This window comes from Arthrobacter sp. AOP29-A2-19 (assembly GCF_058138025.1).
Window position 1 is genome coordinate 870739 of record NZ_CM176894.1, and the last position, 26676, is coordinate 897414.

Consider the following 26676-nt stretch of genomic DNA (forward strand, 5'->3'; position numbering starts at 1 on the left):
CCATGAGCGAGAACCCCTACAACAGCCCCGTGCTCGCCGACCGCGAGCGCGAGGGAGACACGCTGTACTTCACGCTCTGGACCGTGTTCAAGCGAGACTCCGACCTCGACCGCTCGGAGGGCGTGGCCGCGTTCGACGCGCTCGTCGCCGAGCTCGCCGCCGACGGCGTCACCCTGCGCGGGGCCTACGACGTCTCCGCCATGAGGGACGACGCCGACGTGATGGTCTGGCTGCACGGGCCGGCGGCCGAGGACCTGCAGGAGGCTGTGCGCAAGATCCGCCGCAGCTTCCTCTTCGCCGAGACCTCGATCGCATGGTCCTCCATGGGCGTGCACCGCGAGGCGGAGTTCGCCAAGGACCACTCGCCGGCGTTCGCACGCGGCAAGGAGCCCAGCACCTGGATGACGGTCTACCCGTTCGTGCGCTCCTACGACTGGTACCTTTTGGACCCGAAGGACCGCGGCAAGATGCTGCGCGACCACGGCGTCCTGGGACGCGACTTCCCCCAGGTGCTTGCCAACACCGTAGCCTCGTTCGCGCTCAACGACTTCGAGTGGATGATCTGCCTCGAGGCGCCGGAGCTGATCGACCTCGTGGACATGATGCGCCACCTTCGCTACTCCGAGGCGCGCCTGCATGTCCGCGAGGAAGTCCCGTTCTACACCGGCCGCCGGATCGACGCGGCCGGGATCGCCGAGGTGCTCCGGTGAGCGCCCAGCTGATCTTCGACCCGCGCGAGGGATACGACGCCGACGGCCGCATGGACCCCAAGCCGTACGACGCCGTCCTGCTTGCGTCCTTCGGTGGACCCGAGGGCCAGGAGGATGTCATCCCGTTCCTGCGGAACGTCACACGCGGGCGCGGCATCCCCGACGAGCGCCTCGAAGAGGTTGCGACGCACTACCGCGCCAACGGAGGCGTCAGCCCGATCAACGCCCAGAACCGCGCCCTCAAGGCGGCCATCGAGGCCGAATTCGAGGCGCGGGGGATCGCCCTGCCCGTCTATTGGGGCAACCGCAACTGGGCGCCGTTCGTCCCGGACACGCTGCGCGAGATGTACGACGCCGGGCACCAGCGCGTCCTGATGTTCACCACCAGCGCCTACTCCTGCTACTCCAGCTGCCGCCAGTACCGCGAGGACCTCGGCGTCGCCCTGCGCGAGACCCGCCTGGAGGGGAAGCTCGAGGTGGACAAGGTGCGCCAGTACTTCGACCACCCGGGGTTCGTCGAGCCCTTCGTGGAGGGCGTGGCGGCCGGCATCGCCGACGTGCGCTCCCGCCTGGCCGAGGCGGGTGAGGACGGCGCCGAGGTGCGCATCGTCTTCGTCACCCACTCCATCCCGACCACCGACGCCGAGGCCGCCGGCCCGCGCGATCTGGCCGCCACGCTCGAGACCGACGTCTACTCGGCGCAGCACCTCGCCGTGGGCCGGGCCATCGTCGAACGCGTGCCGGAGGCGCGGGGCCTGGAGACCTCGCTGGTGTTCCAGTCGCGCTCCGGCGGACCGCACGTGCCGTGGCTCGAGCCCGACATCAACGACGCCCTCGCCGAATACTCCGCGGGCGGGACGCGCGGGGTGCTGGTCGTCCCCATCGGATTCGTCAGCGACCACATGGAGGTCCTCTGGGACCTGGACACCGAGGCCCGGGAGACCTGCGCCGAGCTCGGGCTGGTCTTCCACCGCGTCCCCACGCCGGGAACGCACCGCAAGTACGTGGAGGGAATCGTGGACATGTTGTCCGAGCGCCTCCCCGGCACGGACGGTCGGCCCCTGCTGCCCGGCCGCGCGTCCGCGGCGGACCTCGGCCCCTGGTTCGACGTGTGCCGCCCGAACTGCTGCTCCAAGACCATGCGCGACGGCACCGTCAAACCCACGATCGCCGCCGTCGACTCCGAGGTAGGAGTGCCGCGGTCATGACCGGATTTGTGGTGGGCACCCGCGGAAGCGCGCTGGCCGTCACCCAAACGACCACGGTCGCCGAGGCGCTCGCTTCCGCCGGTGCTCCCGACTACGAGATCGTGCGGATCAAGACCGAGGGGGACGTGACGGCCGGTCCGTTGTCCCAACTCGGCGGCACCGGGGTCTTCGCCGCGGCCCTGCGCATGGCGCTGCTCAACGGCGAATGCGACGTCGCCGTCCACTCGCTCAAGGACCTGCCCAGCAAGCAGCCACAGGGGCTGGTCATCGCAGCCGTGCCCGAACGCGTGGACGTGCGAGACGCCCTGTGCGCGCGGGACGGCCTCACCCTCGCGGACCTGCCCGCCGGAGCGAGCGTGGGCACCGGTTCCCCGCGCCGTGCAGCCCAGTTGCGCGCGGCGCGGCCGGACCTGGTCGTCGTGGACATTCGCGGCAACGTCGGCACCCGCCTGGGACGGGTGGCGGGGTTGTTCCGCCCCGAGGACGACGGCGGGGTGGGCCGGGGCAGACTCGGCGACCTCGACGCCGTCGTTCTGGCGGCGGCCGGCCTCCGGCGCCTGGGGCTGGAGGGCCACGTCACCGAGTACCTGGACCCCTCCGTGATGCTTCCCGCGCCGGGACAGGGCGCGCTCGCCGTGGAATCCCGGCCGGAGACGGCCTCCGAGGGGACCCTGGCGGCGGCGCTCGCCTCGCTCGACCACGGGACGTCCAGGCTTGCCGTCACGGCCGAGCGCGGACTGCTGGCGCGGCTCGAGGCCGGGTGCAGCGCCCCGATCGGCGCGCTCGCCCGCATCGACGGCGACTCCCTGGTCCTGGAGGCGGCCGTCTGCAGCACCGACGGGTCCCGGATGATCCGGCGGAGCCTGGCAAGTACCGGGCTCGCCCTCGACGAGGCGTTTGCCTTGGGGAGCGACCTCGCCGACGAACTTCTGGGGCTGGGCGCCGCGGAACTCGCGGACCTGGGCTGAGGATGGAGATGCGCGGCCCGCTGGAGGGCCGGACGGCGGCGGTCCTGCGCGGCCCCGGGCGGGCCGGCGGCATCCTTGCCGAGCTGGCGTCGCGCGGCGCCACGGGCATCGTCTGCCCGCTGATCGACTTCGAGCTGCCCGACGACACCTCGGCGCTGGACCGTTCGGTCGGCCGGCTGCTCGACGGCGGGTTCGCCTGGATGGTGCTGACCAGCCGAACCACTGTGGAGGCGCTCGTCCAGCGGTGCCGTGCGCTGGGCGTTCCCCTCGCGGTGCCCGAGTCCACGAGGGTGGCGGCCGTGGGGGATGCGACCCGGACCGCCGCCGAGTCCGTCGGCATCACCGTGGACCTGGTCCCGGCGCAGGACCACTCGGCCGTGGGGATCCTTGCGGCATGGCCGTCGGAGGCGCCGGGATCCGTGTACCTGCCACAGGCGGACATCGCGGCGCCCACGCTCGAGGCGGGGCTCGCCGCCCGCGGCTGGACCACCGTCACGGTGGCCGCCTACCGTACGGTCGACGCCCCGGCGGACCCCGCCCGGCGGGTCGGCGAAAGGCTGCCGGGCGCGGCGGGGGAGGCGGCGCCCAGCGTCACGCCGCAGCGCCTCGCCGAGCTTCTGGCTGGGCCGGGGGGCGCGCGCGGGGCGGCGGGCGGCGCGGGCTCCCCGACGGGCGATGGCCCGGCCACCGGCATCGGCGCGGTGTTCCTCACCTCGCCCAGCATCGCCCGCCGCTTCCACGGGCTGGCCCCCGCGCCACACCCCGCCGTCGCCGTCGTCGCCATCGGCCACAGCACCGCCGCCGAGGCCCGGCGCCTCGGACTGTCCGTCGCGGCGACTGCCGCGCTGCCGACACCGCGGGGACTGTGCGACGCTTGGGAGTCCGCACTCCACGCCGCCGCTTCCCCCTCCGGCCCCCCACCCGCCACGACCACCACCTTCGAAAAGGAGCCGATGTGAGCTTTCCCCATCGCCGTCCGCGCCGCCTGCGCACCACACCCGCGCTGCGCCGCCTCGTCGCCGAGACCCGGCTGTCCGCGGACCAGCTGATCCTTCCCGCCTTCATCCGCGAGGGCATCGGCGAGCCCAACCCCATCACGTCCATGCCGGGCGTTGTCCAACACACCACCGACACGCTGAGGCGTGCCGCCGCAGAGGCCGCCGAACTCGGACTCGGCGGCATCATGCTGTTCGGGATTCCCGAGACCCGCGACGCCACGGGCAGCGCCGGCCTGGATCCCGACGGCGTCCTCAACAAGGCGATCCGCGACGTGCGCGCCGAGGTCGGCGACGAGCTGGTGGTCATGGGCGACGTCTGCCTCGACGAGTTCACGGACCACGGCCACTGCGGAGTGCTCGATGACCGTGGCCGGGTCGACAACGACGCGACGCTGGAGATCTACGCTGAGATGGCCGTGGCGCAGGCGGAGGCCGGCGCCCACGTGCTGGGCCCGTCCGGCATGATGGACGGCCAGGTCGCCGTGATCCGCCAGGCACTGGACGCGGCTGGCCACGTGGACGCCGCGGTCCTCGCCTACGCGGCCAAGTACGCCTCGGCCTTCTACGGGCCGTTCCGCGAGGCGGTCGACTCGCAGCTGACGGGCGACCGCCGCACCTACCAGATGGATGCCGCCAACCGGCGCGAGGCCATGATCGAGGTGGAGCTGGATCTCGCCGAGGGCGCGGACATGGTGATGGTCAAGCCGGCCATGAGCTACCTGGACATCCTCGCGGACGTCGCCGCCATGTCCCCGGTCCCGGTGTCCGCCTACCAGATCTCCGGCGAGTACGCGATGATCGAGGCCGCGGCCGCCAACGGCTGGATCGACCGCCGCGCCGCCATCACCGAATCCGTCCTCGGCATCCGCCGGGCAGGGGCGGACACCGTCCTGACTTACTGGGCCGCCGAACTCGCCGGCTGGCTGAAAGAAGGAAAGTAGACCATGGCCTCATCGCAGGAACTCTTCGACCGCGCCCAGAAGCTGATGCCGGGCGGCGTGAACTCGCCGGTCCGAGCGTTCGGCTCCGTGGGCGGCACCCCGCGCTTTATGGTGGACGCCCACGGGCCGCACCTCACCGACGCGGACGGGCGCCGCTACGTGGACCTCGTCTGCTCCTGGGGCCCAGCGCTGCTGGGGCACGCCCACCCCGAGGTCCTTGCTGCCGTCCATGCCGCCGTCGACCACGGTCTCTCTTTCGGCGCGTCCACGCCGGACGAGGGCCGCCTGGCGGAGCTCGTGATGGAGCGCGTCCCCGGCGTCGAGCGGATCCGAATGGTCTCCACGGGCACCGAGGCGACGATGACCGCCGTGCGGCTGGCGCGGGGCTACACGGGCCGCGACCTCATCATCAAGTTCGCCGGGTGCTACCACGGCCACCTGGACGGGCTGCTCGCCGCCGCCGGATCGGGCCTGGCCACGCTGGCGCTTCCGGGCTCCGCCGGGGTCACGGCCGCCACCGCGGCCGAGACGCTGGTCCTGCCCTACAACGATCCGGCAGCCGTCGAGGCGGCCTTCGCTGAGCACGGCGAGAGGATCGCGGCCGTCATCACGGAGGCCGCGCCGGCGAACATGGGCGTCGTCGAGCCGGCCGAGGGCTTCAACGCCTTCCTGTCCCGCACAACGACGGCGCACGGCGCCCTGTTGATCTTCGACGAGGTGCTCACCGGGTTCCGCACCGGCTACGCCGGCTACTGGGGCCTCACCGGCCACAACGAGGGGTGGACGCCGGACCTCTTCACGTTCGGAAAGGTCATCGGCGGGGGGCTGCCGACCGCCGCGCTCGGCGGGCGGGCGGAGGTCATGGACTATCTCGCGCCGACCGGTCCCGTGTACCAGGCGGGCACTCTCTCGGGAAACCCCGTCGCCATGGCCGCCGGCGTCGCGACCCTGACGCACGCCACCAGGGACGTCTACGCGAAGGTGGACGCGACCAGCCTCCAGCTCTCGGCGGCGGTCTCCTCCGCGCTCGACGCGGAGGGTGTGGACCACTCCGTCCAGCGTGCCGGGAACCTGTTCTCGATCGCCTTCGGCACGTCCGCGGACGGCGTCCACAACTACGCGCAGGCGCAGGCGCAGGAGGCGTTCCGCTTCGCGCCGTTCTTCCACTCGATGCTGGAGTCCGGCGTCTACCTGCCGCCAAGTGTCTTCGAGGCCTGGTTCCTTTCCGCCGCGCACGACGACGCGGCCATGAACCAGGTGTACGACGCCCTGCCCGCGGCCGCCCGCGCGGCAGCCGCCGCCACGGCCCGCTAAACCACGGCCCGCTAAACCACGGCCCGGCGCGCAAGGCCGCGGTGGGGGCGGGGCTGGCGCGAGAAAGGGGGCGGTGCCCGGAACCTGGGTTCCGGGCAACCGCCCCCTTCTGTTTGCCGTCTGCGGACCGGCGTTCTCCCCGACTAGAAGGCGGGGATGACGTCGCCGTCGGGCCAGGTCTTCTCGATGTACTCGGCGACCTCTTCGCTGTGGAGGAGCTCGTCCAGCTTCGTGATCGCGGCCGTTTCCTCGCCCGCGCGCCAGGCAAGGAAGTTGGCGTACGGGTTGTTCTCGACGGACTCCACAGCCAGGGCGTCGGCGCTCTTGAGGCCGGCCTGCAGGATGAAGTTGCCGTTGATCATGGCGATGTCGAAGGACGGATCCTGCTTGAACACCTGAACGGCCTGCTCCGGAGGAACCTCGGAGAACTCCAGCTTCTTGGGGTTCTGCTCGTCGGTCAGCGTCAGCACGGCCGAATCGTCGGCGACGTTGGACAGGAGGCCGGCGGATTCGAGCACCTTCAGGGCGCGCAGCTGGTTTGCGGGGTCGTTGGTCAGCACAACCTTGGCGCCGTCCGGCACGGCCGAGGCGTCGTCGTACTTGTCCGAGAACGCGGCGAACGGTTCAATGTGGACACCCTCGCCGTGCTCGAACTCGTAGCCCTTGGTCTCGACCTGGTCCTCGAACCACGGAAGGTGCTGGTAGTAGTTGGCGTCCAGGGTGCCCTCGTCGAGCGCGGTGTTGGGGGTCTGGAAGTCGTCGATCTCTTGGATCTCCAGGTCGATCCCGGCTTCCTTGGCGAGGTTCTCGTCCACGAACTCAAGGATCTTCGCGTGCGGAACCGGGCTGGCGCCGACCTTGACCACGGTCGGGCTGGCCGGATCGAGGGTGGCATCGGCGCTGGGGGCGGCGCTGTTTCCGCCGCCGCAGGCCGCGAGGGCGAACAACGTGGCGGTGCCGGTCAGGGCAAGTGCGATTTTCTTACGCATGGTCTGCGTTCCTTCTCTTGTTGACCGGGCCGTCGGGAACGGTGCCGGTGGTGTTCACAGCTAGCGGCTACTGGCTGCGTGCACGCCGCACGGGGCGGCGGTTGCCTGTGGGTGTCGCCGGGGACAGTTAGCGGTGGTCGACGCGCCGCGCGACGAGGTCGCCGACAATCTGGATCAGTTGGACCAAGACGACCATCACCACGAGAATCACAATCATGACCTCGAATTCGAAGCGTTGGAAGCCGTAGTTGTAGGCCAGGCGTCCCAGTCCGTCGCCGCCGACGAGCCCGGCCATCGCCGAGTATCCGACGAGGGTCACGAGGGTGGTGGTCAGCGCCGCGACGAGCCCGGGCATGGCCTCGGGCACCAGGACCTTGCGCACGACCTGCATCTTGGTGGAACCCATCACGAGGGACGCGTCCACCTTTCCGGTGTTCACGTCGCGCAGCGCGGTCTCGACCAACCTTGCGAAGAACGGGATCGTGCCGATGGTCAGCGGCACCGAGGCGGAGATCGGGCCGAGCGAGCTGCCGGTGATGAGCACGGACAGCGGGATGAGGGACAGCATCAGGATGGCGAAGGGGATCGACCTGGTGATGTTGACGACGATGCCCGACAGGAAGAAGCTGAGCCAGCGGATCGGGGTCAGGCCGCCGCGCGACGTCGCCTGCAGCACGATGCCCAGGGGAAGCCCGACCAGCAGGGTGAAGAATCCGGAAATGCCGACCATCTGGAGTGTCTCCAAGGTGGCTTCGGGAATGGCCCGGGTGATCGCCGGGTTGCTGAAGAGTTCATTGAAGAAGTCCACGGTCAGGCCTCCTTCGAGGAAACGGCGATGCCGCTGGTCTTGAGGTGGTCGGTGATGGCGGCGATATCGCTGCCGACCGGAAGGTGGATCCGGAGGTGGGCGAACTGCGCGCCGCCCAGCGACTCGACGGAACCGGCGAGGACGTTGACGTCGGTGTTGAAGCGGCGGGCGATGCCGGAGATCACGGGCTCCACTGCCTGCTCTCCCGAGTACAGAAGCTCCAGCACCGTCCCGGCCGGGAGATCGTCGGGAATGTCGCCCGGAAGCGGGAGCAGGGCCGCGGAGAGCCGCCCGTCCAGGCGCGAGACGACCTCGGCCAGGCCGCCGTGTTCGACGATGCGTCCGGCCTCCAGCAGCGAGACCGAGTCGCAGGCGCGCTTCACCACGTGCATCTCGTGCGTGATGATCAGGACCGTCAGCTGAAGGCGGTCACGGACGGCCTTGATGAGGTCCAGGATCTCGTCCGTGGTGCGCGGGTCCAGGGCCGACGTCGGCTCGTCGCAGAGCAGGACGTCTGGGTCCGTGGCGAGCGCGCGGGCGATCCCCACGCGCTGCTTCTGGCCGCCGCTGAGTTGGGACGGGTAGGCATCGGCGAAGTCGCCGAGGCCCACGAGCTTCAGGAGCTCCGCGACACGCTCTTGGACGCGCTGCTTCGGCGTGCCGACGAGCTCGAGCGGAAAGGCGACGTTCTGTGCCGTCGTGCGCGAGTCCATAAGGTTCGCGTGCTGAAAGACCATGCCGATGCGTCGTCGGGCTGAGCGAAGGTCGCGGTCGCCAACGTTCGAGAGTTCCTTGCCATCGATGGCCACCGATCCAGACGTGGGGCGGTCCAAGAGCGTCAGGCAACGCACCAGCGTTGACTTGCCTGCGCCGGAGTGGCCGATGATGCCGTGGACTGAGCCTTTGGGGACGCTGAGCGTCACGCCGTCGAGGGCGACGACGGCGCGGTCTCCCTGGCGATACACCTTGCGCAGGTCGGTGACAGTGATCAAGTGAACCTCGAGAGCTGGGGCGGAAAACCTTACCCCACATCTAACCACTGCCGAACAAATGGACGCCAACCTACGTCATATTCCGTCTTTACCCACTCTTGGCCCGCGGATGGCTGTGTGGATCGAAGATTTCGCGGGTAGAGGGCTTCGGCATCGAACGACCGACGCGTCGCCATGCGGTGCTCCGGCGGTGTTTGTTGCCCCGAAGCACCGTGGTTTAGCCCACAGCGACGCTGTGGGCCTCCACTGCCCTCATGGGCCACGATCCGTCCACCTCGGCCGTCGGGTCCTTCCGCCGGAAGAAGTCCTGGAGGCTCGCCGCCTGTTCGGCGGCCCAACCGACCTGTGCCGCGTGGAGTTCCAGCGGGTCCACCTGAAGCTGATCGGCGTACTTGCTGACCTGGGCGTGGGCCACGGCGATGGTGGCGGCGGCGTCGGCGACCGAGGTGTGGGCGTTGTGGAGTGGGATGCCGTAGAACTCGCACATGGCCGTCAGGGTGCGTTTTCCGCGGCGGTACCTGTCCACGTGCTTGTCGATGATGAAGGGATCCACCACCGGGGTGGGCTCGACGGGCCGCACGCCGTGGCGCGCGCACTCCCGCGCCAGCACGGTGAAGTCGTAGCTGGCGTTGAACGCGAGGACGGGCATGGTCTGGAAGAGGTTGCGCAGGTGTGCCGCGATCTCGGCCGTGGCCTGTGCCGGATCCATGCCCTCGGCGATGGCCTGGGCGGTGCTCACCCCGTGGATGGCTGCCGCCTCCTCCGGGATCACGATGCCGGGGTTGACCAGCCACTCGCGGTGGTTGATGATTTCCTGCCGCCCGTTCACCACGACCACGGACGCCGTGACGATCCGCGCCTCGAGCGGATCCCTGCCCGTGGTTTCCAGGTCGAAGGCCGCCCGGGGGAGTTCATGCCAGTTGCTCATGTTGCCCACGCTACCGTCGGGTCCCGACGACTTGGCGGACGCTCCGCGGCGTGTGGACAAGTGATCTCCGACGCGCCCTAGGCTGGAGAACATGCGCACCGACTACGCCGAGGCCGTCCTCGAAGTTGCCTCCCTGGTCGCCCGGGGCAGCGCCGTCAGCTACGGGGACGTCGCGGAGCTGCTCGGCGCGGGCGGCCCACGGCAGGTCGGCGCCGCGATGGCCCGCAGCGGTGGGCACGGGGGCCGCCCGGTGCCGTGGTGGCGCGTCGTCCGGTCCAACGGCACGTTGCCGGCCGACCTCGCCGTGGACGCCGCGGCGCGGTGGGCCGAGGAGGGCACGCCGCTGCGCAACGGCCACGTGGCGATGCCCGAGGCGAGGTGGCGGCCCACGCAGGAGGACTTCGCCGCGATCGACGCGCTTGCCGAGCGTTTGCGGCTCCGCGAGCGGCAGCGAGTCGCGGAGCCAAAGCGTCGGGGGCCACTGCTCTAATGGAGGGCGTGATCCAGCAAGAGGCCGCCCCCTCCGACGCCGCCCGCCCCGCCTCCGCCGACGCCGTTGCGGCGCGCGCCGGGCAGCCCACTGCCCGCAACGAGCAACAGCGGCGCATCGCGGAACTCGCGTCCGGGCACGGCGCCGTCCTGGTGCTCGGAGCGCCGGGAACCGGCAAGACGACGGCGCTGCTCGACGCCGTCGAACGGCGCCTTCGCGACGGGCTGCCTCCCGAGGCGCTTCTCGTCGTCGCACCGTCGCGGGCGGCGGCAGCGGGCCTGCGGGACGAGCTGTCCGCCCGAACGGACAAGACCTTCTCCGAACCGGCCGTCAGAACCTGGGCGGCCTACGCCTTCGACCTCATACGGCGCGCCAGGCTGCAGGGCTATCTGCCATACGTGGAGCGGCCGCCGAGGCTGCTTTCGGGGCCCGAGCAGGACACGCTGATCGGACAGCTCCTGGCGGGCCACGAGGCGGGGCTCACCGACGGGCCGCTGTGGCCGGCGTCCTTGGGCGAGGCCGTGTCCACCAGGGGCTTCCGCCAAGAGATCCGCGAACTGTTCGACCGGCTCGCGGAACACGGCCTCGAGGCGGGTGATCTGGAGGAGCTGGGCGCGACCTGCGGCAAGCCCGAATGGGCAGCCGCCGCCTCGCTCTACCAGGAGTACAGGGACCTACTGGACCTCGGCAGCGCCGAGGCGTTCGACCCCGCGGGCCTCATCACGGCCGCGGCGGACCTGCTCTACACCAACCCGGGCCTGCTGGCGGACGAGCGCTCGCGCCTTGCACTGGTGGCCGTCGACGACCTCCAGGAGGCCAACCCCGCCCAACACCGACTCCTGTCGGCGCTGTGCACCGGCTCCGACCTGCTGGCCTTCGCCGCCCCGGACAACACCGTCCAGGGCTTCCGCGGGGCACGTCCCGACTTCCTCGGCCGCTTCGATTCCCTCTACGGCTCCGCCGAGCGGCCCGCCGTGGCCATCGAGCTGACGCAGTCCCTGCGCATGGCGCCGGACATCGCCAGGTCCTGGGGTCGCATCGCCCGCCGTATCCCGCTCGCCGCCGGGGCGGCCGGCAGGCGCCTCGACGCCGTGCCCGACGATTCGCAGGGCGCTGCCCCGGGGCGGCCCGATCCGATCGCCGACGGCAACGTCGAGGTGCACCTGGTCGAATCCCCGATCCACGAACTTCGGCTTGTTGCGCAGCGCATCCTCGAGGAGCACCTGATGGGCGGCCGCCCGCTGGAGCGCATTGTCGTGATCGTGCGCAACGGCGGCCAGGTCCGCACGGTGGCGCGGCACCTGGGGGCACAGGGCATCGCCGTCACCGTCCCGCCGGCCGACGTCGCGCTGCGCGACGAGCCGGCCGTGCGTCCGCTGCTGGAACTGCTGCGGCTGGCGCTGGCCGATGGTCCGGGCGCGGACGACTACGCCGACGAGGAGACGGAGCCGCCCGCGCCAGCGGGAATGGATGCGCCCGCCGTCGAGGCGCTGCTGACGTCCCGCTATGGGCTGTCGACCGCCCTGGACGTGCGGAGGCTCCGTCAGGCGCTGCGCCGCGAGGAGCGGCTGGCGGGTGGCTCGAGGGGCAGCAGCGAGCTGCTCGCCGACATGTTCAATGACCTCCTCTTGTTGGAGGCGTTGGGCCGCGAGGGCCGGGGCGCCCAGCGGCTCGGCAGGATGTTGGCGGCGGCCCAGGCGGAGGCCTCGCGGCCCGAGGCGAACGCCGAGACCGCGCTGTGGGCGTTGTGGGACGCCTCCGGCATGGCCTCGAGGTGGACCGACGCTGCGCTGTCCGGCGGGTCCGCCGGGGCACGCGCGGACGCCGACCTGGACGCGGTGCTCGCCCTGTTCCAGGCGGCGGAGCGCTTCGTGGACCAGCTGCCCGGTTCCACGGTCCGCCAATTCGTGGACCACGTTCTGGGACAGGAGCTTCCCATGGATTCCTTGGCCGGACGCGGGGGCACGCGCCCCTCGGTGGAAGTGGTCACGCCCGCGGCCGCCGCCGGCCGGGAATGGGACCTGGTGCTTGTGCCCGGCCTGCAGGAGGGCACCTGGCCGAACACCCGGCTGCGCGGAGAGCTGCTGGGGAGCGGGGCCCTCGCCGACGTCGTGGAGCACGGTCCGCGCGCCCTCGCACAACGCGACGCGGCATCCCGGCTCAGGGCAGTGAGGGCGGACGAACTGCGCACTTTCGCCAGCGCCTGCTCGCGTGCCAGGGAGGCGCTGGTCTGCATCGCGGTCGCGTCGGAGAACCAGCAGCCCTCGGGTTTCCTGGACCTGGTGCTGCCGTGGACCGACAGGGAGCGTTCGAGGCCGCTGACGGCGGTGCCCCGGCCCAGGACGCTGGGCTCGCTGGTGGCAATGCTCCGCCAGACCGCGGAGTCGGGCGGCCGTGTGCCAGGCGAGCAGCGGGACGCGGCCACAGTCCTTGCCACGCTGGCCACGAGCCGCAAGACCGTGCGGGGAGCCGCCCCGGCGTCTTGGTGGGGGCTTCTGCCGGCCACCACCGACGCCCCCGTGGCGCCCGACGGGCACGCGGTGCGCGTGTCGCCCTCCCGCGTCGAGGCTGCCCTTGAATCTCCGCTGAACTGGTTCGTCCAGGCGGCGGGCGGGGAGGCCGCCACGGATTTCGCGCGAAGCCTGGGCACACTCGTCCACGCGATCGCCGAGGACCATCCCGACGCGACCGGAGACCAGTACCGCGCCGAACTCGACCGCCGCTGGCCAGAGTTGGATCTGCCGGCGAACTGGGAGACGTCGCGCGACCGCGAACGCGCCGAAACGATGCTGCGCAAGCTTGCCCAGTACGGACTCCTGATGCGCCAGGAAGGGCGGCGGCTGGTGGGCCGCGAGGTCGACTTCGACGTCGCCATCGAGGGCGGCGGGCAGACCGCCAGGCTGCGCGGCGTCATCGACCGCGTCGAGGTGGACGCGCAGGGCCGTCCCTTCGTCGTCGACCTCAAGACGGGCAAGTCCCAGCCGGCCGGCAAGGACGTGGCCAGGAATGCCCAGCTCGGCAGCTACCAGGCCGCGGTTCTTGCCGGAGCGCTGGGGGACAGCCTTCCGTCCAGCCCGGCGGGCGCGGCGCTGGTCCAGCTCGGCACCGCGACCAAATCGCCGCGGGAGCAGGCCCAACCGCCGGTCGAGAGCGACGACTGGGCGACGCCCATGGTGCTTGAGGCCGCCGGCCTGATGGGGGCCTCCGACTTCCTGGCCAGACACGACCCCGGCAAGGGAGGGCGGTCCGGCACATCCTGCCGTCTCCCGACCGTATGCCCGCTCTGTAGCGAAGGACGGCAGGTGACCGAGCCGTGAGCGAATCCACGACGTCCGGCGGCGGGGCGCCGAGCGGAGACGCCGCAACCGGGCGCAAACACACGCCGGAGGAGCTGGCGGACCTGCTCCGCCAGCACCAGCCGACTCCCGAGCAGTCCCGAATCATCAGTTCCCCGCTCTCCCCGATGCTGGTGATCGCGGGTGCGGGCTCCGGCAAGACCGCCACCATGGCGGATCGCGTCGTCTGGCTCGTCGCCAACGGGCACGTGCGCCCGGACCAGATCCTCGGCGTGACCTTCACGCGGAAGGCCGCCGGGGAACTCGCCCAGCGGATCCGGCAGCAGCTGGCGACGCTGGCCGCCAGTGGTCTGATGCCCGCCACCGACGACGACGGCGAGGTCCCGCTGGAGCCGACGGTTTCGACCTACCACTCGTACGCCAACACGCTGGTGCAGGACCACGGTCTGCGGATCGGTGTGGAGAGCGATACCGCCCTGCTCGGCAGCGCCCAGGCGTGGCAGTTGGCGGCGGGGGTCGTCGAGGACTACGACGGCGACCACGGCCACCTTTCCGCGTCGAAGTCCACCCTCATCGACGCCGTCGTCACCTTCGCCGGCGAATGCGCGGAACACCTTGTGGACCACGCGGAGGCCCGTTCTTTTCTCGACGAACTCATCGGGCGGCTCGACGCGCTGCCCTACCGCGAAGGCAAGACCACGGCACGTGCCCAGAAGGGCGGCGACCTGCTGGACAGGCTGCGGACCCGATCGACGGTCGCCGAGCTGGCCGGTCGCTACGCCGAGGCCAAACGGCAGCGCGGGGTTTTGGACTACGGGGACCTCGTGGCTCTGGCCGCGCGCATCGCACGCACCGTCCCCGCCGCGGGCGAGGCCGAGCGCGAGCGCTTCAAGGTGGTGCTGCTGGACGAGTTCCAAGACACGTCGCACGCGCAGATGGTGCTGTTCGCCAACCTCTACGGGGACGGGCACGCGATCACGGCGGTCGGGGATCCGAACCAGTCCATCTACGGATTCCGGGGTGCCTCCGCCGGCCAGCTGTTCCGCTTTCCGCAGGAGTTCCCCAGGGTGGCCGGCGACGGTTCCCGGCGCCCGGCGGACGTCGCGTTCCTCACGACTGCCTGGCGCAATTCAGTGAACGTCCTCCAGGCCGCGAACGCCGTCTCGGCGGCGCTGAACAAGACCGACCCCAACCGAGACGCCGGCCGCATCGAGGTCCCGCCGCTTGTGGCCAGCCCGTTCGCGGGTGCGGGGCGGGTGGAGCTGAGCCGGCATGCCACCAGCGCGGACGAGGCGACGGGTCTGGCCCGCCGCCTGCTGGCCGAACACCACGATTTCCGGTCCGCGCACGGCAGGGCGCCGACGATGGCCGTGCTGTGCCGCACACGGGGCCAGCTGGCGGGCATCGCCGAAGCCCTGGTCGAGCAGGGGATCCCCTACGAGATCGTGGGACTCGGCGGGCTTCTGGGCATGCCCGAGATCACCGACCTGGTCGCGACGCTGAGGGTTCTTGTGGATCCGGCGCGCTCCGACGCGCTCCTGAGAATCCTCGCCGGCGCGCGCTGGCGGCTTGGACCCGCGGACCTCATGGCCTTCGCGGACTGGTCCAGGTTCCTGGCCCGGCGCCGGGAGACGGCCATCCGGGACCGGCGGCCGCTGGACGTGGAGTCCCCCGACACGGCCGACGACGCGAACCGGGCGGAGGCGCGATCGGAACTTTCGGACGCGGCGAGCCTGGTCGAGGCCCTGGACTGGCTGCCCCAGCCGGGGTGGACGAGCCAGGACGGCCGGTCCCTGACCGAGGAGGCGCTCAACCGCCTGTCGCGGCTCCAGCGCGAGGTCCGGCACCTGCGCACCTTCGTGGACGACGGCCTGCCCACCCTCGTCCACGAGGTGGAGCGCGCCCTGCTGCTGGACATAGAGGTGGCGTCGAAGCCCGGAACGGGCATCCACGCGGGTCGCAGGCACCTGGATGCCTTCGCCGACGTGGCGGCCGGATATGCCGATTCGGCGCTGCGCACCGACCTTCCGGGTTTCCTGGCCTGGCTCGACGCCGCCGCCGCCAAGGAGGGCGGGCTGGAGGTCGTCCAGCAGGAGGCGACGGAGGAGGCGGTGCAACTCCTCACCATCCATGCCTCCAAGGGACTCGAGTGGGACGTCGTCGCGGTCACGGGCCTCAACGAGGGGGTGTTCCCCACCGCGCGCGACTCGCGCTGGACGTCAGGGGACAGCGCCCTGCCGTGGCCGCTGCGGGGCGACAGGCACGACCTGCCGCAGTGGGACACCGACCAGGCGAGCCTCTTCGACGCGCTGGAGGCCGAGCAGGACTTCCGTTCCCGCGTCATCGGCCATGGGGAGGCGGAGGAACGGCGCCTGGCCTACGTCGCACTGACCCGGGCCCGCGACCTGCTGATCTGCTCCGCAACGGTCTGGACCGGCACAAGGTCGAAGCCGACGTCCCCGTCGATGTTCCTCAACGACCTCCTGCCGCTCGTGGAGGGTCCAACCCCGTCGGCGGCACGCGCGCTGTGGGTGGACGACGAACACGCCCCGGGGGAGAACCCGTTCCGGGAGGAGCCAGTCCAGGCACTCTGGCCCTACGATCCCCTTGAAGGCGCGTCCAAGGTCCGCGGAGAGACCGCCGAGCCAATCCGGGCCGGTCGCCGCGCGGCACTGGAGGCCGCGGCCGCATCCGTCGAAGCAGCCATGGACTCCCTGACCGCCGGCGGCCGGTCGGCGGAGACGGACGCTGCGCCCCTGACCCCAGCGGGCCGCGACTGGCGCCACGAGGCCACCCTGCTGATGCGGGCCCACGAGGGGGAGGACGGGCAGCCCGATGCGCTGGCCGCGCCAAAACATGTGCGCGCGTCCTTGTTCGTCGAGCTCGCCACGGACACCGAGGCGGTCCTGAGGCAGTTGCGGCGCCCCGTGCCGCGCCGGCCCGGCATCGCCGCGCGCAAGGGAACGGCCTTCCATGCCTGGGTCGAGGAACACTACGGCAACACCGGGATGCTGGACCTCGGCGAGTTCCCGGGAGCGGCCGACGCCTACGTCGAGGACATGTACGGCCTGGACGAAATGAAGGCCGCCTTCTTGGCCTCGGAATGGGCCGAACGTCAGCCGGCGTTCGTCGAGGTGCCCCTGGAGACGCCGGTGGGTCCGGTCACGGTGCGCGGCAGGATCGACGCCGTGTTCCGCGAGCGGGCCGCCGACGGTTCCACGCTCTGGACGCTGGTCGATTGGAAGACCGGGAGGGTTCCGTCCGGACGGGAGCTGGCCATCAAGTCACTGCAGCTGGCGGTGTACCGGCTCGGCTGGGCGCGCCTTCAGGGCATCGGAGTCGAGCGGGTCCAGGCGGCGTTCTACTACGTGGGCGAGGGAAGAACCATCCGCCCGCACGACCTCGCCGACGAGGCCGCGCTGGTTCGGCTCATCACGGACGCCCTCGGCCGGCCGGCCGAGGGGCAGGCCGACTGACCTACGGCCGCGGTTCCCTCTTCTCCACCAGGATGACCGGGATGGCGGAGGTCGGGACCTCCGACGCTGCCTGCTGGGCCACCTCGGTGTCGACGACGAATTCGGGCCGATCGTCGTCGTCCTCCTTGCGCGCGTCCTCGGAGTCTCCGTCCGTGTCCTCGCGCTCCCCGGGCGCGTCCGTGTTGCGCCCCTCGCCGCCCTCGGCGACCGGGGCATCGTCCGGCTCGCCGGCGGCGTCCGGCCGGGAGACGATGACCGCGCCGTCCTCCACGCCGTCCTCGACAGCTGGATCCCGCGAGGGTTCCCGTTCCATGGACTTTGCGCCCCTGGATTCCCCGGGCGTGGACTCCCGAGGCGTGCCGGGCGCCTCGTGGGCGTCGTCGCCATCGACGCCGCCCGTGGAAGTCGCGCCGTCCTCGCGGGTGCCCGCGAGGCCATCGTGGGCAAGCTCGTCGGCCGCCGGTCCACCGGGCGATGGGCGCGCCGGTTCGTCCGCACCATCGACGCGCGGCGGTTCGACGATGCTGATCGGTTGGCCGCCGTACTCCGCGACATCCTCGTCCAGTTCGCGCAGCATGTCTTCGGCCTCGGCAATCCGGTCGGGATCCTCGTTGGCGATGCCCTTGGCGAGCCACTGGGCCAGGGCGAACTCTGCGGCGAGCGCCGCGCGGCGCATCAGGTGCGGGTCCGCGCGCTCCCCACGGACCGCCACGTATGCCTCGAGCACGGCGTCCGCGAACGACTGTTCGTGCGCAGCGGCCAGCCAGGCGAGGTCGTCGGCCGGGTCGCCGATGCGCATGTCGGTCCAGCCGGTGACGGTCGTGACCTTGCCGTCCTCCAGGAGCAGGTTCTCCTCGTGCAGGTCGCCGTGGACAACGGTGGGGTTGAACCGCCAGAGGGCCACGTCCTCCAAGGCGTGCTCCCAGCGGCGCAGCAGGCGCGCCGGGATGCGTCCGGTGGTGGCCGCCTGGTCCAGTTCGTTCAGCCGGCGCTGGCGAAACTCGTTGGCCGTGTAGCTGGGGAGGTCCGCGCGGTCCACCACGTCCTCGGGCAGTCCGTGGATTGCGGCGATTGTCCGCCCGACGTCCTCTGCGGTCTTACCGCCCGAGGCGATCAACTCGTCAAGCGCGAGGGCGGATCCGGGAAGGTGGTTATAGACGAAGGTCCGCAGCGATCCCTGCCGGACGGTTCCCGCGACGGACGGGAGGCGGAACGGAAGGTCGGCCCGGATGCCGGGCGTGAAAGAGCGAAGGGCCGTGAGTTCGGTCTCCAAGCGCATGCTCGCCTCGTCGTGGCGGGGCGACCTGACGCGCCAACGGTTCTGCTGGGCGTCGACGATGACGGCCGAGTCGAAATCGTCGGCGTCGTCCGCGATCCCGGCGACGCCGACCGGCGTCAGCCCCGGCACGGCAGCGGTCGCGATGGCGGCAAGTTCCATGGGAGAGCGTTTCACGTGTTCCACCGTATGCGCAGGGAGCGCCCCCCGGGGCTCTGGCGGGGCGGCGAGTCGCGTGAAGAGGGCATCCTTCCACAGACTGGCGGCCGGTGTGCGGACCCGGCCGCGGGGTCAGTACGGTAGGTACATGACTTTTCGCCAGGCTGAATCCGTTGACCGCGCCATCGCGACCGGGCGGGCGGCCGGCGTCGCCGCGGGCGGACCCTTCCCCGCGCTGGGCGAGCTGCCCCTGACACGCGGCACGGTGGACCGCGGCTGCGAGCGCCGGGCGGACGGGGACTGGCTGCCGGGGCTGCTGGCGAGCCCGGAGACGCGTGTCCTGCGGATGGTGGGGGGCAAGGCGCCCGTCGCCGACGGCGCCCTGGTGCTGGCCGGGCCCGAGTCTGCCGACGGCGCCACCATCCTGGTCTATCTGGGCCGCGCCGAAAACTCCGAGGTGGTCCTCGCCGTCCTGACGGCCGTGCCCGACGAGGCTCAGGATCACGTGGAATGGCTGGGTCTGCGCGACGTCGCGGCCGGGCTGCCGGCCCACCAGGGCGCGCTCTTCGTCGAGGCGGTCGCGATCGCCAACTGGCACGCCACCCACCGGCACTGCCCCCGCTGCGGCGCGGCAACCGACGTCGTGCAGAGCGGCTGGGTGCGGACGTGCCCCGCGGACGGCTCGCAGCACTTTCCCCGCACGGATCCGGCCATCATCGTGGCGATCACCGACGAGCGGGACCGTCTCCTGTTGGGGGCCAACGCGCAATGGGGCGGGCGAAGGTTCTCGACGCTTGCCGGCTTTGTCGAGCCCGGCGAGTCGCTGGAGGCGGCGGTCGTCCGGGAGGTCGCCGAAGAATCGGGGGTCGACGTGCACTCGCCGCGCTACATGGGATCCCAGCCGTGGCCGTTTCCCGCGTCGCTGATGTGCGGCTTCACCGCGAAGGCCTCCTCGACGGCCACGATCCCCGACGGCGAGGAGATCATCGCGCTGCGCTGGTTCACCCGCGAGGAGCTGGCCCGGGAGGTGGAGGACGGAACCATCACGGTCCCCTCTGGCGTCTCGATCGCCAGCGCCCTCCTCGAGCAATGGTTCGGGGCCCCGCTTCCCGAGCCGAGGCAGCTGGAGAACTAGGACACATGGGCACCACCCTCGAAGAGAAGATCCTCGGCGGACTCGACGACGAGCAGCGCGAAGTCGCCACCACGCTCAACGGGCCGCTGTGCGTCCTGGCCGGCGCAGGGACCGGCAAGACGCGGGCCATCACGCACCGCATCGCCTACGGCGTCCACTCCGGCGTCTACAAGCCCAACCAGGTGCTCGCCGTGACGTTCACCGCCCGCGCCGCGGGGGAGATGCGAACCAGGCTTCGCGACCTCGAGGCCGGCGGCGTCCAGTCCCGCACCTTCCACGCTGCCGCCCTGCGCCAGCTGCAGTACTTCTGGCCGCAGGCCATCGGCGGACAACTCCCGGCGATCGTGGACCACAAGGCGCAGCTGGTCGCCGAGGCCGCCCGCCGGCTGAGGATCAGCACGGACCGGGCAGCCATCCGCGACCTGGCCGCGGAAATCGAATGGGCCAAGGTCTCCATGCACACGCCCGAGGGCTACGCGGCCGCGGCGGCCGGCAGGGTGCCGGCGGCGGGGTTGGACCACACCACGTTGTCCCGACTCTTCCAGTCCTACGAGGACGTCAAGACCGACCGCAACATGATCGACTTCGAGGACGTCCTGCTTCTCACCGTGGGCATCCTCGACGAGGACCCCAAGGTGGGCGCCGCCGTGCGCGAACAGTACCGGCACTTCGTGGTCGACGAGTATCAGGACGTCTCGCCCCTGCAGCAGAGGCTCCTGGATCTGTGGCTCGGCGGTCGCGACGAGCTCTGCGTCGTCGGCGACTCCAGCCAGACCATCTACTCCTTCACCGGGGCGACGCCGGCGCACCTGCTGGGGTTCACCCAGCGGTACCCCGGTGCCCCCGTGGTGAAGCTCGTGCGCGACTACCGCTCGACGCCCCAGGTGGTCCACCTGGCCAACCGGCTGCTCGCCGGACGGCGCCCGGAGCCCGGCGTGCCGGTGGGGACGGCTAAGTGGCCGGAGCCGCTGGAGTTGGTGGCGCAGCGGGAGGCGGGCCCGGATCCCGAATTCGTCGAGTGCAGCGACGACGAGGCAGAGGCCGCGCAGGTTGCCGGGCGCGTCCGCGCCCTGATGGAGTCCGGTGTCCAGGCTGCCCAGATTGCGGTCCTGTTCCGCACCAACGGCCAGTCGGAGGCCTACGAGCAGGCCCTGGCATCGGCGGGCATCGGATACCAGCTCCGCGGCGGCGAGCGGTTCTTCCAGCGCCGCGAGGTCCGCGACGCCATCCTCCAGCTCCGCGCAGCCTCGCGCACCCAGACCGACGACGCCGTTCCGCAGTTGTGCCGCGACGTGCTGGCCTCGCTCGGCTACTCGGCGGAGGCGCCGGCGGGTGGCGGCGCCGTCCGCGAACGCTGGGAGTCGCTCTCCGCCCTGGTGGCGCTCGCCGAGGAGCTGGCGACCGCCCGCGCGGGGCGCGAGACGCCGTTCACGCTGACCGAGTTCGTCGCGGAACTGGACGAGCGCGCCTCGACGCAGCACGCGCCAACCGTCCAGGGCGTCACGCTCGCCTCCCTGCACTCCGCCAAGGGCCTGGAGTGGGATGCCGTGTTCCTTGTGGGGCTGAGCGAGGGGCTGATGCCGATCTCCTTCGCGGACGACCAGGCGGACTACGACGAGGAACGGCGCCTGCTCTATGTCGGCATCACGCGTGCGCGCGTCCACCTTTCCCTCAGCTGGTCTTTGGCGCGGACCCCGGGAGGGCGGTCCAACCGGAGGCCCTCCCGCTTCCTGGAGGGACTGCGGCCAGCCGAGGCCGGGCGCGCCGGGCGGGAGGCCACCCGCCCCACGCGGCGCCGAAAGGCCGCCGGCCCGCCAACGTGCAGGATGTGCGGCACGCTGCTGTCCTCCGCGGCGGAGCGCAAACTGGGCCGGTGCGGGAACTGCCCGCCCGGCTACGACGAGGCCGTCTTCGAACGGCTGCGCGCCTGGCGCCTCAAGGTGTCCCAGGATTCCGAGGTGCCGGCGTTCGTGGTGTTCACCGACGCGACCCTGATGGCGATCGCGGAGGGCAAGCCAACCAATGCCGCGGGCCTGGCCAAGGTCGCCGGCGTGGGCTCCAGCAAGCTGGAGCGCTATGGGCGGGACGTCCTGGACATCCTCAACGCCGGAGCCGATCCCGCCTGACAGTGATGCCGCGCACCGCGGAGCCGCGCGACCGCTGTGCCGCCGGATCGCGTGCCAGCGCGGCGCAGCGGGCTACGCGGCGCGCGCCAGGCAGAGGCAGTCCGGGCTCGGGGCAACTGCCTCCCGGGTGATCCCGCCGGTCCCGAGGTCCAGGCAGATCACCGCGTCGGCCGCCTCCGGAACATTCACCCCGTCGACGAGCATCAGGATCTGCATGACAGCGAGGCCGGCGGCGGTCGCGGCGGCCGAAACCTCGGGCGCCGTGGCCGGCGCCGCGTCGGCGTCCAGGACCTGTGCGGGCAGCCCCGGCACGGGGGAGCAATCCAGGCACGCCGTCAGCCCCGGCACAACCAGCGGCCCCACCCGCGCCCCGGTGTCGGTGAACAGGACGCGCAGGTGCGGGATCTGGGTTTGCGCCAGGTGCCCGGCAACGTCCGCGCCTACCCAATCGCGGGTCACCACAACGGTGGCGTCCGCCTCCTGCGCGGTCCCGCCGAAGCGGGGTGTCCACTCGGGGAACCGGGTATGCGTCCAGTGCCGGGACAGGCTCCGCGCGAGGGCCCGAGGGCGCGGCATCCCGAGGTCCGCCAGCCGGAGCGGCCCGACTCCGAGATCGCCCGGTTCCACCCGCCCCGGATCGCAGAGTGCAACCGTGCCGACCCCCGCGGCGGCCAGCAGCGAGGCGATCGACTGGCCGCACCGGTCCAGCCCGTGGATCCGGACAACCGCCCGCGACCTGACCTCCACGGCCGGACCCGCGTGCCTCCCGTAGGCCGCGGACCACTGGGCGATGTCCGGGGCCAGCATCGACGCCCGGGTCCCGGGAATCCGGAAGGGGGTCTCCGGCACCAACACGGGCGCCAGCGCGGCGAGAAGCTCCCCGGCACGTTCCTCGGAGACGGTGATCAAGGCGGGGGCCGGCGCCGGTCCCGGCGGGTGCCCGCCGGCCGGTCCATCCGCGGCGGCGACGGCGGATGCCCCCAGCGAGGCGATGAAGGCGCGGTCGCCGTCGTCCAATCCACCGATCCACAGGCCCCCCGGTCCGGAGCCTATGCACACCGACCCGTCGGCTAGGCTGATGACCCGAAGTCCGGGGTTGATCCTCATGGGAGCCTCCTCGCAAGGCGTGGATTGACGCTGTTGGGATAGCCATCCTGACACGGCGCGTCCGCCGACATGCCGCTATCCACAGGAAGCCTGGGGAGAGTCGGCCACACCAGCGACAGTCGACGAAAAGAATGGAGGGTCCCCATGCCGGCCTCGCCCAAGGAGCGCGAATTCACCGCCCCCGACGGGCTGCGCGTCCGCGTTGTCCGCTCCGCCCGCCGCACACGCACGGTGTCCGCCGCTTGGCGGGACGGCGCCGCCGTGGTCTCCGTTCCGGCCCGGCTCAGCGCGGCCCAGGAGGACAAGTGGGTGGTGGACATGGTGGAGCGTTTGCGGGCCGGCCGCAGCCGCGAGGGCAGGCGCGGAGCGAAGAGCGACGCCGAGCTGATGGAACGCGCCGCGCGGCTGAGCGCCAGGTACCTGGGGGGCCGCGGGGCGCCCGAATCCGTTCGTTGGGTCACCAACCAACAGTCCCGCTGGGGCTCGGCGACGCCAGAGGAGGGAACCATCCGCCTGTCCGACCGCCTGATGGCCATGCCCGAATGGGTCAGCGACTACGTCCTGGTGCACGAACTCGCCCATCTGGCCGAACCGGGCGGCCACGGACCGCGGTTCAAGGCGCTCGAGTCGCGATATCCCCGCACGGCAGAGGCGAAGGCCTACCTGCAGGGCGTCTCGTTCGCGCTCAACCGCCTCGGAGGCAACGACGCGCCGCGGGAGACGGACTAGCTCCCGGCGGGCCAAACCCCGGCGGACCACCGCCCGGCCGGCTAACCGATCGCCCGCCGGGTCCGGTCGGACTAGTTGCCCGGCTTGATGTCGCCGCCGCCCTCGTCCGGGCTGTCCCGCTCGGTGCCGTCCTCGGTGCCTTCGCCCCGGACCGGACCACCCTCGGCCGAGGGGGCGGCATCCCGAGCCGGCCCGCCGCCGTCTTCCGCGGTTTCCGTCTCCTGAACGTCGTACCCTCCGGCCAGCAAACGGTTCAGGGCCTCGTCCAGTTCCCCGTCGGTGGCGTCCACCAGTGCCCGGCGCTTGCCGAAGCCCTCGGGGTCGTCGAGGTCCTCCGCGGTCGGCATCAGGTCTGGGTGCGACCAGACGTCCTCGCGTCCCTCTTGGCCGCGTTCCTCCAACAGTAGCGCCCACAGTCGCGCGGCGTCGCGGAGGCGGCGGGGGCGCAGCTCCAATCCAACCAGCGAGGCGAAGGCCTGCTCCGCGGGGCCGCCGGACGCGCGGCGGCGGCGGACGGTCTCCCTCAACGCGGCGGCCGAGGGAAGGTTCGTGGCGGCTGCGGCGACGACCTCGTCGACCCATCCCTCGATGAGCGCGAGGGCGGTCTCCAACTTGGCGAGCGCCGCGTCCTGGGCGCCGGTCCGCTGCGGCGTGAAGAGTCCCTCGGTGACCGCGCCCTGGAACGATTCGGGATTGGACGGATCGATGTCCCGCACGGCCTCCTCGATGCGCGACATGTCGATGTGGATCCCGCGGGAGTAGTCCTCGATGGCGCCCAGCACGTGTGCCTTGAGCCACGGGGCACGCAGGAACAGCCGGGCGTGGGCGGACTCGCGCAGCGCGGCGAAGAGCAGCACCTCCTGCTCCGGGATGTCCAGTCCCTCCCCGAAGGCGGTGATGTTGGCGGGAACCAGGGAGGGCGTGGAGCCGGCCAGCGGAAGTCCGATGTCGCTGGCCCCCAGCACGTCCTTGGCCAAGCCGCCGACGGCGGTTCCCAGCTGCATGCCGAACATGGCTCCGCCAAGATTCTGGAAGATTCCCTGTGCCCCGCCGAGCATCGGCTTGAGCTGCTCGGGGAGCTGGTCGCGCATGGCGGAGCTGATCGCCTGGGCCACGCTTACCGCCACGGGCTCGGTCAGGGTCTTCCAGGTCGGCATGGTCTTTTCCACCCATTCGGCGCGTGAAAGCGCCGCGAATCCGGCCGAGTCCGACGTGAACGCCGTCGCCTGGTCGAGCCACAGGTCGGCCAGCCGGCCGGCGTCGGACACGGCGCCTGCCCGCGCGGGTGTCACGCTCGGATCCGAGCCCGCGGCGGCCTGGCGGGCGGAGTCCTGCGCGAGCTTCCAGTTCACCGGACCGCCGTCCCCGGACGCCATCGCGCCCATCATGGCCTGCACTTGGCGGAACATGGCGGAGAGGGCCTCGGGGTCGTTCGGCGCGCCCATCGCGGCACCGAGCCCCTCCGGAAGGTTCTTGGGATCGAAGCCGCCCGTCGCGCCGCCGCCGAAGAGGCCGGCCAGCATTTCCGCGAAGGGATCCTTCCCGGAGTCCTCCGGCTCGTTGGAGTCGTCGGGGCGCTTGTCTGGGGGTGTGTCAGCCATGGTTCAACGTTACCCTCCGCCCCCGTGCGCTTCCCATGGATTCCCCCGCGGTTCGCTGACGGCAAAGCGCCCGGCGCGCCAAGACCTTGTAGCCTTGGTGGGGCCGTAATGGCCCAGCCGGACGCCAGGGGGCGTCGGCGGAAGGGGAAGCACCAGGTGACGGAAACGCAGCAGGTCCCGCAGGGGCCGAACGACGTCGTGGATCCGGGGCCGCGCCGCCGGCTCAGGATGCAGCGCACACTGGTCGGCGCGACCAGCGCCGCCGTGCTCATCGGTTTTGCGGCCATGGCACTGCCGAGCCCATACGTCGTCGAGTCGCCGGGACCAGCCATCAACACGGTCGGCATTGTGGACGGCGAACCGGTCATCAAGGTCACCGGGCGCGAATCGTATGCGCCGACGGGGAGCCTTGACCTGACCACCGTCTATGTCCGCGGGGGAGCGGACCGCCGGATTCCGCTGTTCCAGGTCCTCCAGGGGTGGGCGGATCCGGAACAGGACGTCTACCCGGAGGAGTCGGTCTACCCGCGCGGCGTGACCGGCGATCAGGTCAGCGACCAGAACGCGTCGCTGATGGACAACTCGCAGCAGACGTCCGTGGCGGCGGCCCTCACGAACCTCGGCATCGAGTACGGCCAGACCCTGTCCGTCACGGGGATGGCCACCGACACGAACGACGGCGTCCTCGCCGAGGGAGACGTGTTGAAGTCCGTCGACGGGCGCGCCATCACCGGGCTGGGCATGCTCCGCGGCGCCCTCCAGGACGCGGGAGACGCTCCGGTCTCCCTGGGCATCGAGCGCGACGGCGACGAGGTGCGTGTCCAGGCCCGCACCACCGCCGGAAGCGACGGCCAGCGGCAGCTCGGAGTTTTCCTGAAGACCGACTTCACCTTCCCGTTCGACGTCGAGTTCACGCTGGCCAACGTCGGCGGTCCCAGCGCCGGCATGATGTTCTCGCTGGGTCTCGTGGACACGCTCACCGAGGGCGACCTCACGGGCGGACGGCACATTGCCGGCACCGGGACCATCACCCCCGACGGCCAGGTCGGCCCCATCGGAGGCATTGCCCAAAAGCTCGTCGGCGCCCGCGACGCCGGCGCCGAAGTGTTCCTCGCCCCGGCCGGGAACTGCGCCGACATCGCCGGGCGTGTCCCCGACGGCCTGAGCGTGGTCAAGGTCGCGACCCTCGACGAGGCCCGCGCGGCCGTCGAGGAGATCGCCGACGGCAAGGACCCGGCGTCGTTGCCGGCCTGCGGCGCCTGAACGTCACGATCGTCCATCGATGCGCCGCACCCGGCCCCATCGGTTCGCTCCGGCCACCCGCGCCAAGGCAGAATGATAGATAAACCGTCCCGCATTCGCGCCGGCGGCACATAGCCAGACCCCGATGATGAGGTTTTACAGTGACATTCGGTGCTGACAATC

Annotated in this window: 20 protein-coding genes; 13 read left to right on the top strand and 7 right to left on the bottom strand. The window is 71.5% G+C overall.

Going from position 1 to position 26676, the window contains the following annotated elements; all coding sequences use genetic code 11:
* The first annotated feature begins 2 nt into the window (after positions 1-2).
* Genes hemQ through hemL form a run of 6 tightly spaced genes read left to right on the top strand, consistent with a single transcriptional unit; the run spans position 3 to position 6139 of the window.
* A complete protein-coding gene (hemQ, locus tag AC3ZJJ_RS03970; RefSeq protein WP_489893962.1) occupies positions 3-710 on the top strand; it encodes a hydrogen peroxide-dependent heme synthase in 708 nt (235 codons plus the stop codon).
* Between the two features lie 50 nt (positions 711-760).
* The gene (locus AC3ZJJ_RS03975) at positions 761-1918 is read left to right on the top strand and encodes a ferrochelatase (protein WP_489895677.1); all 1158 of its coding nucleotides are present in this window, start codon (positions 761-763) and stop codon (positions 1916-1918) included.
* Entirely contained in the window at positions 1915-2886 is a 972-nt protein-coding gene (gene hemC, locus AC3ZJJ_RS03980; protein ID WP_489893963.1) for a hydroxymethylbilane synthase, read from the top strand. Before AC3ZJJ_RS03975 ends, hemC begins: the two co-directional genes overlap by 4 nt.
* 8 nt (positions 2887-2894) lie before the next feature.
* The gene (locus tag AC3ZJJ_RS03985; RefSeq protein WP_489893964.1) at positions 2895-3845 is read left to right on the top strand and encodes a uroporphyrinogen-III synthase; all 951 of its coding nucleotides are present in this window, start codon (positions 2895-2897) and stop codon (positions 3843-3845) included.
* Positions 3842-4825, top strand: coding sequence for a porphobilinogen synthase (gene hemB / locus AC3ZJJ_RS03990; RefSeq protein ID WP_489893965.1), 984 nt, complete (start codon positions 3842-3844; stop codon positions 4823-4825). Before AC3ZJJ_RS03985 ends, hemB begins: the two co-directional genes overlap by 4 nt.
* 3 nt (positions 4826-4828) lie before the next feature.
* A complete protein-coding gene (gene hemL / locus AC3ZJJ_RS03995; protein WP_489893966.1) occupies positions 4829-6139 on the top strand; it encodes a glutamate-1-semialdehyde 2,1-aminomutase in 1311 nt (436 codons plus the stop codon).
* Between the two features lie 143 nt (positions 6140-6282).
* On the opposite strand, the gene AC3ZJJ_RS04000 is transcribed toward hemL, so the two are convergent.
* From AC3ZJJ_RS04000 to AC3ZJJ_RS04015, 4 genes are all read right to left on the bottom strand, one after another.
* A complete protein-coding gene (locus AC3ZJJ_RS04000; protein ID WP_489893967.1) occupies positions 6283-7128 on the bottom strand; it encodes a MetQ/NlpA family ABC transporter substrate-binding protein in 846 nt (281 codons plus the stop codon).
* Between the two features lie 127 nt (positions 7129-7255).
* Positions 7256-7936, bottom strand: coding sequence for a methionine ABC transporter permease (locus AC3ZJJ_RS04005; protein WP_489893968.1), 681 nt, complete (start codon positions 7934-7936; stop codon positions 7256-7258).
* Between the two features lie 2 nt (positions 7937-7938).
* Complete coding sequence (locus AC3ZJJ_RS04010; RefSeq protein ID WP_489893969.1) at positions 7939-8928, bottom strand: methionine ABC transporter ATP-binding protein; 990 nt, start codon at positions 8926-8928, stop codon at positions 7939-7941.
* 217 nt (positions 8929-9145) lie between these two features.
* The gene (locus AC3ZJJ_RS04015) at positions 9146-9856 is read right to left on the bottom strand and encodes a 3'-5' exonuclease (protein ID WP_489893970.1); all 711 of its coding nucleotides are present in this window, start codon (positions 9854-9856) and stop codon (positions 9146-9148) included.
* A gap of 91 nt (positions 9857-9947) precedes the next feature.
* Here AC3ZJJ_RS04015 and AC3ZJJ_RS04020 point away from each other — a divergent pair, with 91 nt between their 5' ends.
* From AC3ZJJ_RS04020 to AC3ZJJ_RS04030, 3 genes are read left to right on the top strand one after another with little or no spacing between them, the layout of a single operon-like run.
* The gene (locus AC3ZJJ_RS04020) at positions 9948-10346 is read left to right on the top strand and encodes an MGMT family protein (protein ID WP_489893971.1); all 399 of its coding nucleotides are present in this window, start codon (positions 9948-9950) and stop codon (positions 10344-10346) included.
* Entirely contained in the window at positions 10346-13663 is a 3318-nt protein-coding gene (locus AC3ZJJ_RS04025) for an ATP-dependent helicase (protein WP_489893972.1), read from the top strand. Before AC3ZJJ_RS04020 ends, AC3ZJJ_RS04025 begins: the two co-directional genes overlap by 1 nt.
* Positions 13660-17118, top strand: a complete 3459-nt coding sequence (locus AC3ZJJ_RS04030; protein ID WP_489893973.1) for an ATP-dependent helicase — start codon at positions 13660-13662, stop codon at positions 17116-17118. The genes AC3ZJJ_RS04025 and AC3ZJJ_RS04030 overlap by 4 nt, the downstream gene beginning before the upstream one ends.
* 1 nt (position 17119) lies before the next feature.
* Here the strand turns inward: AC3ZJJ_RS04030 and AC3ZJJ_RS04035 are convergent, their stop codons facing one another.
* Positions 17120-18571: a phosphotransferase gene (locus tag AC3ZJJ_RS04035; RefSeq protein ID WP_489893974.1), complete on the bottom strand. Its 1452-nt coding sequence runs from the start codon at positions 18569-18571 to the stop codon at positions 17120-17122.
* A gap of 130 nt (positions 18572-18701) precedes the next feature.
* On the opposite strand from AC3ZJJ_RS04035, the gene nudC reads away from it, so the two are divergent.
* The gene (gene nudC, locus AC3ZJJ_RS04040) at positions 18702-19688 is read left to right on the top strand and encodes an NAD(+) diphosphatase (protein WP_489893975.1); all 987 of its coding nucleotides are present in this window, start codon (positions 18702-18704) and stop codon (positions 19686-19688) included.
* Between the two features lie 5 nt (positions 19689-19693).
* Entirely contained in the window at positions 19694-21814 is a 2121-nt protein-coding gene (locus tag AC3ZJJ_RS04045) for an ATP-dependent DNA helicase UvrD2 (protein ID WP_489893976.1), read from the top strand.
* Between the two features lie 72 nt (positions 21815-21886).
* Here the strand turns inward: AC3ZJJ_RS04045 and AC3ZJJ_RS04050 are convergent, their stop codons facing one another.
* The gene (locus AC3ZJJ_RS04050) at positions 21887-22921 is read right to left on the bottom strand and encodes a ThiF family adenylyltransferase (protein ID WP_489893977.1); all 1035 of its coding nucleotides are present in this window, start codon (positions 22919-22921) and stop codon (positions 21887-21889) included.
* A 144-nt stretch (positions 22922-23065) separates the two neighbouring features.
* Here AC3ZJJ_RS04050 and AC3ZJJ_RS04055 point away from each other — a divergent pair, with 144 nt between their 5' ends.
* Entirely contained in the window at positions 23066-23650 is a 585-nt protein-coding gene (locus AC3ZJJ_RS04055; RefSeq protein WP_489893978.1) for a M48 metallopeptidase family protein, read from the top strand.
* Positions 23651-23721: 71 nt separating this feature from the next.
* On the opposite strand, the gene AC3ZJJ_RS04060 is transcribed toward AC3ZJJ_RS04055, so the two are convergent.
* Positions 23722-25251, bottom strand: coding sequence for a zinc-dependent metalloprotease (locus AC3ZJJ_RS04060; RefSeq protein WP_489893979.1), 1530 nt, complete (start codon positions 25249-25251; stop codon positions 23722-23724).
* 156 nt (positions 25252-25407) lie between these two features.
* On the opposite strand from AC3ZJJ_RS04060, the gene AC3ZJJ_RS04065 reads away from it, so the two are divergent.
* Positions 25408-26514, top strand: a complete 1107-nt coding sequence (locus AC3ZJJ_RS04065; RefSeq protein WP_489893980.1) for a YlbL family protein — start codon at positions 25408-25410, stop codon at positions 26512-26514.
* The last annotated feature ends 162 nt before the right edge of the window (positions 26515-26676 follow it).